Source organism: Streptomyces sp. D2-8, assembly GCF_023184515.1.
GTDB lineage: Bacteria > Actinomycetota > Actinomycetes > Streptomycetales > Streptomycetaceae > Streptomyces.
The window spans coordinates 174,791-187,128 of sequence record NZ_JAAHBP010000001.1; the positions used below are offsets into that span (position 1 = coordinate 174,791).

11 protein-coding genes are annotated in these 12,338 nt (G+C 74.6%); 5 read left to right on the plus strand and 6 right to left on the minus strand.

Annotated elements, in window-relative coordinates:
- Positions 1-171 precede the first annotated feature (171 nt).
- Positions 172-1,290, minus strand: a complete 1,119-nt coding sequence (locus G3I77_RS00750) for a mechanosensitive ion channel family protein (RefSeq protein ID WP_248500444.1) — start codon at positions 1,288-1,290, stop codon at positions 172-174.
- 313 nt (positions 1,291-1,603) lie between these two features.
- Here G3I77_RS00750 and G3I77_RS00755 point away from each other — a divergent pair, with 313 nt between their 5' ends.
- On the plus strand, positions 1,604-2,140 hold the full coding sequence (locus G3I77_RS00755; protein WP_248500445.1) for an HNH endonuclease: 537 nt from the start codon (positions 1,604-1,606) through the stop codon (positions 2,138-2,140).
- Between the two features lie 90 nt (positions 2,141-2,230).
- Here G3I77_RS00755 and G3I77_RS00760 read toward each other — a convergent pair whose 3' ends face one another.
- The 4 genes from G3I77_RS00760 to G3I77_RS00775 all read right to left on the minus strand — a co-directional run bounded on the left by G3I77_RS00760 (position 2,231) and on the right by G3I77_RS00775 (position 7,725).
- Positions 2,231-3,580: an FtsX-like permease family protein gene (locus G3I77_RS00760; protein WP_248500446.1), complete on the minus strand. Its 1,350-nt coding sequence runs from the start codon at positions 3,578-3,580 to the stop codon at positions 2,231-2,233.
- On the minus strand, positions 3,577-4,263 hold the full coding sequence (locus G3I77_RS00765; RefSeq protein ID WP_248500447.1) for an ABC transporter ATP-binding protein: 687 nt from the start codon (positions 4,261-4,263) through the stop codon (positions 3,577-3,579). Before G3I77_RS00765 ends, G3I77_RS00760 begins: the two co-directional genes overlap by 4 nt.
- Positions 4,260-4,793: a PadR family transcriptional regulator gene (locus tag G3I77_RS00770; protein ID WP_248500448.1), complete on the minus strand. Its 534-nt coding sequence runs from the start codon at positions 4,791-4,793 to the stop codon at positions 4,260-4,262. Before G3I77_RS00770 ends, G3I77_RS00765 begins: the two co-directional genes overlap by 4 nt.
- Before the next feature lie 79 nt (positions 4,794-4,872).
- A complete protein-coding gene (locus G3I77_RS00775) occupies positions 4,873-7,725 on the minus strand; it encodes a beta-N-acetylglucosaminidase domain-containing protein (RefSeq protein WP_248500449.1) in 2,853 nt (950 codons plus the stop codon).
- Positions 7,726-7,950: 225 nt separating this feature from the next.
- Between G3I77_RS00775 and G3I77_RS00780 the strand changes: the two genes are divergently transcribed.
- The 3 genes from G3I77_RS00780 to G3I77_RS00790 all read left to right on the plus strand — a co-directional run bounded on the left by G3I77_RS00780 (position 7,951) and on the right by G3I77_RS00790 (position 10,644).
- Positions 7,951-8,208 carry a hypothetical protein gene (locus tag G3I77_RS00780; RefSeq protein ID WP_248500450.1) on the plus strand — a complete coding sequence of 86 codons (258 nt, stop codon included), beginning with the start codon at positions 7,951-7,953 and terminating at the stop codon, positions 8,206-8,208.
- Positions 8,209-10,293 carry a 4-alpha-glucanotransferase gene (gene malQ, locus G3I77_RS00785; protein WP_248500451.1) on the plus strand — a complete coding sequence of 695 codons (2,085 nt, stop codon included), beginning with the start codon at positions 8,209-8,211 and terminating at the stop codon, positions 10,291-10,293.
- Between the two features lie 63 nt (positions 10,294-10,356).
- Positions 10,357-10,644 (plus strand): hypothetical protein, encoded by a 288-nt coding sequence (locus G3I77_RS00790; protein WP_248500452.1) that lies wholly within the window; start codon positions 10,357-10,359, stop codon positions 10,642-10,644.
- Positions 10,645-10,702: 58 nt separating this feature from the next.
- On the opposite strand, the gene G3I77_RS00795 is transcribed toward G3I77_RS00790, so the two are convergent.
- Positions 10,703-11,215, minus strand: a complete 513-nt coding sequence (locus tag G3I77_RS00795; protein WP_248500453.1) for a MarR family winged helix-turn-helix transcriptional regulator — start codon at positions 11,213-11,215, stop codon at positions 10,703-10,705.
- Positions 11,216-11,321: 106 nt separating this feature from the next.
- Between G3I77_RS00795 and G3I77_RS00800 the strand changes: the two genes are divergently transcribed.
- A complete protein-coding gene (locus tag G3I77_RS00800; protein WP_248500454.1) occupies positions 11,322-12,257 on the plus strand; it encodes an EamA family transporter in 936 nt (311 codons plus the stop codon).
- Positions 12,258-12,338: the final 81 nt, after the last annotated feature.

The following is a 12,338-nucleotide window of genomic DNA, read 5'->3' on the forward strand; positions in this document are numbered from 1 at the left end:
AAGTTTCCTATCGGTGCGAGGAAGGTAGGCCCGGCGCCGGGCGGGCGTCAATAGGGGACGGCCTGCCGGCAGGGGCTGCCTGTCGGTGGGGGCGGCCTGTCGTCATCCGGGCATGCGAAGAGGGCGGCACCCGGCCGGACCGGATGCCGCCCTCTTCCCGAGGTGGGGCGGCTACTTCGTAGTGCTCGTCGGGGCGTGCGGGGCGTGCGGGGCGAGCGGGGACGCCGCCGCCGACTGCGGGGACGCCGTGTTCGCGTACACCGACGGGGCGGCCATCCCCGCCGTCGGGTCGGCGGCCTGCTCCTCCACCGGGGCCGTGGCGCCGCCGACGATGCGGATGTCCGCCGCGTCGAAGGCCCGCTTGATGCGCCAGCGCAGCTCGCGCTCCACGGTCAGGGACTTGCCGGGCATCGTCTTGGCCGTGACGCGCACGACCATGGAGTCCAGCAGCACGCTGTCCAGGCCGAGGACCTCGATCGGGCCCCACAGCAGCTCGTTCCAGGGCTCCTCGGCGCCCATCTTCTCGGCGACCTCGTCCAGGCTGGCCTTGACCTTGTCCAGGTCCTCGCCGACGTGGACGGTGACGTCGACGTTGGCCGTGGCCCAGCCCTGGGAGAGGTTGCCGATGCGCTTGACCTCGCCGTTGCGGACGTACCAGATCTCGCCGCCGTCGCCGCGCAGCTTGGTCACGCGCAGGCCCACCTCGATCACCTCGCCGGAGGCGACGCCCGCGTCGATCGAGTCGCCGACGCCGTACTGGTCCTCCAGGATCATGAAGACGCCCGAGAGGAAGTCGGTGACCAGGTTGCGGGCGCCGAAACCGATCGCCACACCGGCGACACCGGCCGAGGCCAGCAGCGGGGCGAGGTTGATCTGGAAGGTGCCCAGGACCATCAGCGCGGCGGTGCCGATGATCAGGAACGACGCCACCGAGCGCAGCACGGAACCGATGGCCTGCGAGCGCTGGCGACGGCGTTCGACATTGACCAGCAGCCCGCCGATCGCGCTGCTCTCCCCGGTCTGGGCGTTCCGGTTCATGCGGTCGATCAGCTTGGTGATCGCCCGTCGCACGAAGACCCTCAGCACCGCGGCTATCACCACGATGAGCAGGACCCTGAGGCCGATCGCCAGCCACGTCGACCAGTTCTGCTCGACCCAGCCGGCGGCGTTCGTCGCGCTCTCCTGGGCGTCCTGGAGCGAAGGCACTCTCGGGGACTGGGTCTCCGAGGGGGTCGGCGACGGTGACGGGTCGGCGGCCAACGGGACGGCGTCCGCAACGGACAAGGACACGGCAGGTACCTCCAGGTGCAGCGGTCTGCCCCGGCGCGGTGGTTCAGGGGGGTCAAGGTCACGACTGGGTCACCGAAGGGGCAGAACCACCACACTATCGGGGCATTGTGTGTGCTACCGCGGGATGTGTGAAGGAGAGACCGTGCTCACCTGGGCTTGAACGGGCCATGATCCGGGGGATGAATGGGATGTGGTCGAAAACACTCTCAGCCCGTTACGGGGACATGGTGGCGCTTCCACCAGGCATGAGGGGAGACTGGCTACGAATCGTCCCGGCGCGAGCCACGCGCCGCCGGCGTCCAAGGAGGCATCCGTGCCGCATGTCCTGGTCCTCAACGCGTCGTACGAGCCGCTAGGTGTCGTACCGCTCCGCCGCGCGCTCGTCCTCGTCCTCGAGAACAAGGCAGTCTGCCTCGAGGAGTCCGGCGCCTATCTGCACAGCGCGACCGTCACAGTCCCCGCACCCAGCGTGGTCCGGCTCAAGCGATTCGTCCGGGTTCCCTATCGGGGGCCCGTTCCACTGACCCGCCGGGCGCTGTTCGCCCGTGACGGGGGCCGGTGCATGTACTGCGGTGGCGTCGCAACCAGCGTCGACCACGTCATCCCGCGCAGCCGCGGGGGCAAGCACGTCTGGGACAACGTGGTGGCGTCCTGCCGTCGCTGCAACCACGTGAAGGCCGACCGGCACCTCTTCGAGATCGGCTGGCGGCTGCGCCACAAACCCGCCCCGCCGTCCGGCCTGGCCTGGCGCATCATCGGGACCGGCCACAGGGATCCGCGCTGGATGCCGTACTTGCAGCCGTACGGCGCGGAGGACGCCATGGCCCGGATCGACGGCATTTCCGCCTGACGATCCGGGCCTTCGTATTGCCGCGTGCGGCCCGTCGGCCGGCCCGGGGAACCCCCGTTCCCCCGGGCCGGCCCGCCATGGGGTGCGCGCCTACGCGTACCGCAGCTCCCCCGGGCGCACCGATCGGCGCAGCAGGGGCAGTGCGGTGGCCGCGGCCAGCAGGCAGGTGGCGTAGACGGCAGCGGGGACCAGGACGATCGCCCAGGGGACCGGCCGGCCGCTGAGCAGGGCGTACCACGTGCCGATGGCCGTCCCGCCGAGGCCGGCGAGCAGCACCGCGGGGGCCAGCGGCAGCGCCGTCTCCAGCAGCAGGGCCCGGCCGAGCACCGCGTGCGGCACCCCGGCGGCGGCCTGTGCGGCGAGGCCCCGGCGGCGGGTGGCCAGGGACTCGGCGGTGCCGACGGCGAGGCCGGACAGGGTGATCGCGAAGGCGATGGCGATGGCGGCGCCGGTGAGGTCGAGGCCGGTGAGGTAGTAGGACGCGGGTGCGGAGAACTTCTGGGTGCGCACCACCTCGCTCAGGACCTGCCGGATGCCCATGAAGCCGGTCCCGACGACCGTCACCAGCAGCACCGCCGCATGGGTGCGGGCGGCCGACCAGGGGTCGTCGCGCAGCCGTTCCGCCGCGATCAGCGTCGTCGCCGAACGGGCCCGGACGGCGAGGATCCGCCCGGTCGCCTTCGCGGTGGCCCCGGAGAGCCACACCGCGCCCGCGCCGACCGCGAGGATCACGCCCGCCAGCGTCAGCGGCAACCCGCCGCCCGGCCGGTTGGCGGCGGGCGTCGCGGTGGCCGCCGTCAGCAGGGCCAGCACCGTGACGAGCAGGAACCCGGCCAGGAACAGCAGCCCGGGCCCCCGGCCGTCGCGCGGGCCGACCCGGCGTACCCAGCCGAGCGGAGAGGCCACCACCCGGCGCAGCGAAAGCGCCCCCGCCGTCGCGCCCAGCAGCGGTACGGCGACGGCGACCAGGGCGACCCCCGCCCAGGTCAGGGAGGTGGGCCGGTCCCACAGGCGCAGCAGGAGCAGCACGCAGAGGACGGTGGCGACCGCCGAGCCCAGCAGACAGGCCAGTCCGGTCTCCAGCGCGGCGATCCGCCGCACCTGCCAGGGCGTCGCCCCGGCCAGCCGCAGCCCGGCCAGCCGGCGGTCGCGGTGCACCGCCCCGATCCGGGCGCACTGCCCGAGGAACCCGAGCACCGGCACGAGCAGGAGCAGCAGGCCGACGATCACACCGGACCGCGTGCCGGGCTCGTTCAGCAGGCCGGCGGCGACGGGCACGTGGTGGCTGCCGCGCAGTGACGCCAGGGCGACGGCGGCCAGCGCGAAGCCGGTCGCGAGCGCCGCCCCCGTCGCCGTGAGGGTCACCCGCCACCACTCGCCGCGGTCGGAACCCCGGGTGAGCTCCCAGGCGAGGCGCAGATCGGCCCGGAGCGACGTCACGCCGTCACCCCCAGCGCCGCCACGGCCCCGTCCCGCAGCTGGACTTCCCGGTCCGCGTACGCGGCCACCTGGGCGTCGTGCGTGATCAGCAGGACGGCCGTGCCCGACTCGCGGGCGGTGTGGACGAGGGCCGTCATGACCTGCTCACCGGCCAGGGAGTCCAGCGCACCCGTCGGCTCGTCGGCGAAGACCACCCGCGGGCCGGTGACCAGGGCCCGGGCCAGCGCGGCCCGTTGCGCCTGGCCGCCGCTCAGCTCGCCCGGCCGCAGGTCCTCCTGGCCCCGCACCCCGAACCGCTCCAGCCACTCCCCGGCCCGGGCCCGGGCGTCGGCCCGGGCGGTGCCGGCCAGCAGCAGGGGCAGGGCGACGTTGTCCAGGACCGTCAGCTCGGGGATGAGCTGCCCGAACTGGAACACCACGCCGAACTCGGTGCGCCGCAGCTCGCTCAGCCGCTTCTCGGGCAGGTTCTCCAGCCGCCTTCCGTCGTACGTCACCGAACCCGCGTCCGGGCGGACGATGCCGGCCAGGCAGTGCAGCAGCGTCGACTTCCCGCTGCCGCTCGCGCCGGTCACGGCGAGGATCTCGCCGGCGTGCAGCTCGACCGACGCGCCGCGCAGGGCGGCCGTACGGCCGTGCGCCTTGGTGAGGCCACCGGCCGTGAGAAGGGGCACGGGTCTGCTCATGCTGCGTCGACCTCCGCGGTCAGGGTGGTGAGCCGGGCCGCCGTGGTGCTCATCCAGCGGAGGTCGGCGTCGAGGTGGTTGAGGGCGTAGTCCGCCGAGAGCACGGTCGCGAGGTCCGCGCCCTTGGCGGCCTTGACCGTCGTGAGCTCCCGCATCCGTTCCATATGCGCGGCGCGCTGGGCGCTCAGGTACCCGGCCGGGTCGCCGCCCGAGAGGATCGCGACCACGACCTTGGCGAAGATCTCGTTCGCCACGAAGGGCGCGGGCGGCGCGATCTCCCCGGCCCACCGGGCCAGTTCGTGGGTCCCCTCGCCCGTCGCCCGGTACGTCGTGCGCTCCGGGCCGCCGTCCGAGTCGGTGCCGTCGACCTCGGCCAGGCCGTCCCGCACGAGGCGCTGCAGGGTCGTGTAGACCTGCCCGTAGGCCAGCGGGCGGGCCTGCGGGAAGCGTTCGTCGTGGCGTCGCTTGAGGTCGTAGCCATGACTCGGACCCGTCGCGAGCAGGCCCAGCAGGATGTGGCGGGTGCTCATGCCGATCATTATGCACTGAGTACATGTACTGAGTGAATAGTGAGCGGTGGAGAAGTCCGCCGCCGAACCTCCGAAGGGTTCACTCCGAGACGGCGTACGCCTCCGCCGACCACAGCGAATACCCGTACGCGGTCGCCCGCTTGTCGCCCTGCACACGCACGAAGCGCACGTCCCGTTCGTCCATCGGGACGCTCTCCCGGCCGCCCCGGCCGTCCCGCACCACGGCGGCGGTGCGCCAGCGGCGGCCGTCCGGGGAGACCTGCACGCGATAGGACGAGGGGTGGGCGTCCTGCCAGTGCAGCGCGACCCGGCCGAGCCGCGCCGGGCGGGCCAACTCGACCTGCCACCAGGCGCCGTCGTCGACCGGGGACGACCAGCGGGTCCGCGGGTCGCCGTCGTTCGCCGCCGACGCGGGGAAGTCGGGTGTCTCGTCGCCCGAGGAACGGGCGGTGCCGGTACGGGCCAGGTCGGGGCCGCCGGTGGGCGGGACGGCGCGGACGGTGAGCGTGCGGCCCGCTCCCGCGAACCCCAGCCGGACGCCGTACGACCGCATCGGGGCGCCACGCTCCACGGTCACCTCGACCGGGACCTCGACCGTCGTGCCGCGCCGCACGGTCAGCTCGCCCTTGGGCACCCGCACCCGGACGCCCTCGGGCGCCTCGGCGGTGAGCCGGCCGCGGGCGTCGGCGGGGCGCAGCGACCCGAGCCGGACGGTCAGCCGCTCGGTCCGGCCGGTCTCGACGTCCGCCCGGTCGCGGGGCAGGCCGAGGGAGGTGGCGGGGGAGTCGGTGAACCAGGGGATGAGGTGCTGGACACGGGAGGGGGCGGGGCCGGTGATCCGCAGGGCGTCGACTCGCGTCGCGAGCCGCACCTCGGTCGCCCCGGACTCGTCCAGCCGGCCGGCCTCCCGCCAGCCCTGCCCCGGCACATGCACCTCGACGCCGCCCTCGGTGCCCGGCTCGGTCAGGGCCGACACGGCGGTCAGCGCCCGGGGCTGCGGAAAGCGCAGGGTGCGGCCGCCGCCGGGGTTGCGGGGCGGCTCGTGGTCGATGCCCGACCAGGCCGCGTACGACTTCTGGGCCCGCTGCAGGAACGGGTCCAGCACGTCCTTGCCGACCTCGACCGGCGCCGACTCCAGCCGGGCCCGCAGGACGCCGAGCCTGCGGTACGCCTCCCAGGCCGCCGCCGCGTCCCCGGCGCGCTGCGCGTCCAGCATGCCCAGCGCCGCCGTGCCCGCCTCGCCGTAGTCCGCCAGCTGCTCCGACCAGGGGGCGACCTCGGAGCCGAGGCCGGTTCCGGACAGTCGCCGGGGCAGCTCGCGCAGCACGGTGAAGGCCTCGCGCAGCCGCCGCGCGGCGTCGCCGTCGCTGCCGGCTCCGCCGGCCGTGCGGGACGTCCAGTACGCCTCGGTCAGCGGGCGCAGATACGCCGACTCCTCGTCGTCCAGGACCGACGACGCGTCGTTGCCGGCCAGCGCGGCCAGGGCCTGTTCGCGGCGCCGGTCCCCGCCCGCGAGGTCGGCGATCGCGGCGCGCCAGGACCGCGCGGGGCGGTAGGCGCGCGGGTTCCAGGCGTAGTCGGCGGCGGTGAACAGCGGGATGCGCGACGCCTCCGGCTGCTGCATCGCGTTGGCGAGCAGGGCGGCCGAGCCGGTCGCGACGGCCGGCTCACGCCCCCGGTAGGGGCCGAGGAAGATGCGGCCGGGGTCGTAGTCGTTGACCGGGTAGTTGTCCATCGTGACCAGCGGATGCCCGAACGCCTCGCGCGCGTCGGCCAGTTCGCCGCCCGTGATGGTGCGGGGCACCACCCCGACGCCCGTCCACGCCACCTCGACGCCCGCGGCCAGCTCCTTCGCCAGCGCCCGCCGGTAGTCGGTCGTGCCGTCCTCGTAGTACTCGGTCGGCATCAGGGACAGACCGGCGGCGCCGGGGTGCCGCTGCGCCAGGTGCCGGGCCACGATGTTCGCCACCCGGGCCTGCGCCCGCGCCGCCGCCTCGGGGCCGGAGCCGAACCGGTCGGCGTCCGCCCCGCAGTGCCACTCGCTGTAGCTGACGTCCTGGAACTGGAGCTGGAACGCCCGGAAGCCCAGCGCCCACATCGCGTCCAGCTTGCGCGTCAGCGCCCGCACATCGGCGTCCGACGCGAAGCACATCGCCTGGCCCGGGGCCACCGCCCAGCCCAGCGAGACGTGGTTGCGGCGCGCCCGCTCGGCCAGCTCCCGGAACCGGGCCCGCTGCTGCGCCGGGTAGGGCTCACGCCACCGGGCCTGCCGGTAGAGGTCGTCCCCGGGGGCGTAGAGGTAGCGGTTCTGCTTGGTGCGCCCCATGAAGTCCAGCTGCGCCAGCCGCTGCCGGTGCGTCCAGGCGGTGCCGTAGAAGCCCTCGGTGATGCCGCGTACGGCGGTGCCGGGCCAGTCGCGGACGACGGCCGCCGCGATCGTTCTGCCGGGGCGCAGGAGCTGCCGCAGTGTCTGCACGGCGTGGAAGAGGCCGTCCTCGCCGGTGCCGGTGAGGGAGACGCCGCCCTGGCCCGCGGACAGCTCGTACCCCCCGGCGGGAAGGGCGTGCCGGTCACCCGGGCGCACGGGCTCCGTCCGCGCCCGCACGACCAGGGCGCCCGGTCCGGCCGTGTCCGTGATCCGGCGGGCCCCGGCCTGCCGCAGCAGCTCGCGCAGGGTTTCGACGGCGTGGGGGTCCGCCTGGGGGCCGGTGATCAGCGCGACCTCGTCCGGCACCACGACCGGGGCGCCGTTCGCGCGCAGCGACTGCGGGCGCGGCCAGACGGAGAGGTCCGGTCCGGCGGTGTCGGGGGCCGGTGTCGTGGTCGTGCCGGGGGAGGGCGGAGCCGCGAGCGCGGCGGGCGGGACGACGAGGCTCCCGGCGACGACGGCGACCGCGAGGGCCGCGGCCCGCTTCCCACGCCGCAGTCCCACAGGCCCCCTCCAGATGTGTTCGACCGGCAGAACGAGCCCACCACCCGCCCGGGGAAGGTGTCAACGAGAGTGGCCGTTGTGGGCGAAATGCCGGAATCTGGACTGTGTGGAGGGCGAGCGGAATGTGAGCAGAAGCACGATCTTCGGTCTGGGGCGTCTGCCTTCGCGTCGACTGGGTAGGGCTGCGATGACCCATTGAAAGCCGTACTCGACAAGGAGGCCCCCGTGGCTGCGATGACTTTCCTTCCGCTCCCGGCCCAGTCCAAACCCGTGGCGGACCAGTCCGCCGACCTCGACGACCCCCACTACGCAGGCCCCCGCTACTGCGTCTTCAGCTCCGAGAGCACCCACACCGAACTGCCGCTGACCAGCGAGCCCCCGCTTCCCGACGCCGAGCCCCTCACCAGTGAGCCGCCGCTCGCCGAAGCCGCACCTCTGACCAGCGAGCCCCCGGCCTTCGTCCCGGACTACTCGAGGATGTAGATGACCGCACCCCGGCCGGCCGACCCGCCATCCGAGGACCTGTCCCGCCTCGCCGTCCTGCACGGCGTCGCCACTTCCTACAGTCCGTCCCCGGACCGCGCGGTCGCGGCCTCGGCCACCGCGGTCACCCTGGCCCTGGCCGCCCTCGACGTGGACGCGAGCACGCCCGGCGCCGTACGCGCCGCGCTCGCGGCCCGCGAGCGGGAAGTGGGCGAACGGCTGCTGCCGCCGACCGTGGTCGGCTGGAGCGGCAGCCCCCCGGCCGCCCTGGCGGCGCTCCCCGAGGGAACCCGGCTGCGGATCGACACCGAGCAGGGCGAGAGCCGCGCCTCGGCGGACGCCCTCCCACCCGGCGTCCACCGGCTGACCGCCACCACCCCCGACGGCCGCACCGCCACGGCCCACCTGATCGTCGCCCCGCCCCGGCTGCCCACCCCCGCCGGCCGCTCCTACGGGCTCCTCGTCCAGCTCTACTCCCTGCTGTCCCGCCGCTCCTGGGGCATGGGCGACCTCGGCGACCTCGCCGAGCTGGCCGGCTGGGCCGGGCGGTCGCTCGGCGCCGGGTTCGTCCAGGTCAACCCGCTGCACGCGGCCGTGCCCGGAGCCCCCACCGACCCCTCCCCGTACCGCCCCTCCTCACGCCGCTTCCCCGACCCCGTGCACCTGCGCATCGAGGACGTCCCCGAGACCGCGTACGTCGAGGACCCCGAACGCCTGCGCGGCCTGCTGGAGAGATCCGGCCGGCTGCGCGAGGCGGTGCTGCGCGAGGGCGCGTTGATCGACCGGGACGCCGTGTGGGAGCTCAAGCGGGAGGCGCTGGAGCTGCTCGGCGAGGTCCCGCTCGGTCCCGGCCGGCGCGCCGCCTACTGCGACTTCCTCGCCGAGCAGGGCCAGGCCCTGGAGGACCACGCCACCTGGTGCGCGCTCGCCGAGGTGCACGGCTCCGACTGGCACCGCTGGCCGACCGGCCTGCGCGACCCGCGTTCGGCCGAGACCGTGCAGGCCCGCAACGGCCTGATGGACCGGGTCGACTTCTGGTCCCGGCTCGCCTGGCTCACCGACACCCAGCTGACCGCCGCGCAGCGCGCCGGGCGCGAGGCGGGGATGCCCGTCGGGATCGTGCACGACCTCGCGGTCGGCGTGCACCCCGGCGGCGCCGACGCCTGGGCGCAGCAGGAGTACTTCGCCGCCGGCATGTCGGTGGGCGCCCCGCCGGACGCCTTCAACGCCCGCGGCCAGGACTGGGGCCTGCCGCCCTGGCGCCCCGACCGCCTGGCCGCGTCCGGCTACGCCCCGTTCCGCGAGCTGCTGCGCGCCCTGTTCCGCTACGCCGGAGCCCTGCGCATCGACCACGTCATGGGCCTGTTCCGCCTCTGGTGGGTCCCGCAGGGCCACCCGCCCACCGAGGGCACCTACGTCCGCTACGACGCCGAGGCCATGCTCGCCGTCCTCGTCCTGGAGGCCTCCCGGGCCGGGGCGCTGGTGATCGGCGAGGACCTCGGCACCGTCGAGCCCGGCGTCCGCGAGGCGCTGCGCGAGCGCGGCGTGCTCGGCACGTCCGTGCTGTGGTTCGAGCGCGACTGGGAGGGCGACGGCCGCCCCCTGCCCCCCGATGGCTGGCGCGCCGACTGTCTGGCCACCGCCACCACCCACGATCTGCCCTCCACGGCCGCCCGCCTCACCGGCGAGCACGTCGAGCTCCGCGACAGCCTGGGCCTGCTGACCCGCCCGCTGGAAGAGGAGCGCGCCGAGGCCGCCGCGGACGCGGGGGAGTGGCTGTCCCTGCTCTCCCGGCTCGGCCTGCTGCACGGCACGGGCGGCGGCAGCGACAGGTCGTCGGAGGAGGCCGAGATCCAGGCCGTCCACCGCTTCCTGCTGCGCACCCCGGCCCGCATGGTCGGTGTCTGGCTCCCCGACTGCGTCGGCGACCGCCGCCCGCAGAACCTCCCGGGGACCTGGGACCAGTACCCGAACTGGCGCCTGCCGATCGCGGACGCGCAGGGGCGGCCGGTGACGCTGGAGGACCTGGCGGCCTCGCCGCGGCTGCACGCGCTGATGGAGGTGCTCAGAGAGGGCGGCGCATGAGGTGCGGGCCCCTTACGGCACCCCGGGCGCGCGGCCCCGGTCGGCGTTGGATACTTTGACACCGTGGACAAGAAGAACGCCCTGCGCGCCGGCGCCCTGGCAGCCGGTACGACGCTGATGATGCTGCTCATGTCGTCCCCCGCGAGCGCGCTTGCCCGCGACGACGGTGACGACCCCGGCCCGGGCCTGAGCGTCATCGAGACGCTGGGCCTCTTCGTCGCGGCTCCGATCGTGCTGTATCTGGTCATCCACGCACTGGTGGTGATCGGCGACAAGACGCACAAGAAGAAGGACCCGACCAGCTCCAACATTGCCACCAAGGCCGACGCGAAGAGCGAAGTCAAGGCCTGACCAGCGCGTTCCTCTTCGAGGGCGCCGTCGCGACGACCGCGACGGCGCCCTCGTCGTGTCAGGGCCTGTCCGTCCCCGCCAGCAGGTCCCGCAGCAGATCGGCCAGCTGCCCGGCCCGCTGCGCGCCCAGGGCGGACAGCGCCTCCGTCTGGACCGCCAGCCCCGCCGCGACCGCCTCGTCGACCAGTCCGAGGCCCTCGTCGGTGAGCGTGACGTGCAGCCCGCGCCGGTCGTGCGGATCGGGGGAGCGGCGCAGCAGCCCCGCCCGCTCCAGCTTGTCCAGGCGTCCCGTCATGCCGCCGGTGGTGAGCATCAGCGTCGCGGAGAGCTGCCGGGGTGAGAGCGTGTAGGGCTCGCCGGAGCGGCGCAGGGTCGCCAGGACGTCGAACTCCCCGCGGGAGATCCCGAACGTCGCGTACGCCTTCCCCACCCGCTCGCCGATCGCGTGTGAGAGGCGGTTGACCCGGCCGAAGACCTCCATGGCGGCGGTGTCGAGGTCGGGCCGGACCGTCGCCCACTGGCCGATGATCGCGTCGACGGGGTCCTTGCGCTGCTCCGGGTGTTCGCTCATGCCACGAGTATCGGCCGCCCCTCGGTCACCCGCAAGAAAGTAGCTTGACTGAAAGTTGCTTAACAGTAAGCTACTTTCCGCCGACCTACTTCGAAGGGTGTCTCCCATGGCCCTCTCCCGCCCGGCCCTCATCACCCTCACCGCCCTCGCGCCGGTCTCCTGGGGCACCACCTACGCCGTCACCACCGAGTTCCTCCCGCCCGACCGCCCCCTGTTCACCGCCCTGGTGCGCGCCCTGCCCGCCGGTCTGCTGCTGCTCGCCCTCGCCCGGGTGCTGCCGCGCGGTGCCTGGTGGTGGAAGGCCGCGGTGCTCGGCGCGCTGAACATCGGCGCCTTCTTCCCCTTGCTGTTCCTCTCCGCGTACCGGCTGCCCGGCGGTCTGGCGGCGGTCGTCGGCTCGGCCGGTCCGCTGTTCGTGGCGGGTCTCTCGGTGTTCCTGCTCGGACAGCGGCCGTCGGCGCGCACGCTGGTGACCGGGGCCGTGGCCGCGTTCGGCGTCAGCCTCGTCGTCCTGCGGGCCGCGGGGGCGCTGGACACGCTCGGCCTGCTGGCGGCCGTCGCCGCCACGGCCTCGATGTCCACCGGCACCGTGCTCACCCAGCGCTGGGGACGCCCCGAGGGCGTCGGACCGCTGGCGCTGACCGGCTGGCAGCTGACCGCCGGAGGCCTGCTCATCGCGCCGCTCACCTTCCTGGCCGAGGGCGCTCCGCCGGCGCTGGACGGCCGGGCGGCCGGCGGCTACCTCTACCTCGCCGTCGCGAACACGGCACTCGCGTACTGGCTGTGGTTCCGCGGCATCGGCCGCCTCACCGCCACCCAGGTCACCTTCCTCGGCCCGCTCTCCCCGCTGACCGCGGCCGTCGTCGGCTGGGCAGCGCTCGGGCAGGCGCTGACGCCCGTGCAACTGGTCGGCATGGGGCTGGCGTTCGGGGCGACGGTGGCGGGGCAGTTCGTCACCCGGCCGTCGCGGACCCCCGGTTCGACCGGGAGGAACGTCCGCACCGACGCGGCGGACGCGCGGGACGGGGCGTTGCGACGGTAGAGGCGGGCCGCGCGGGCGCAACGGCCCCGCCCGCCCACGGCTGGGCCGAGGGCAAGCGAAGGGGCGCCCGGCACGCGCCGG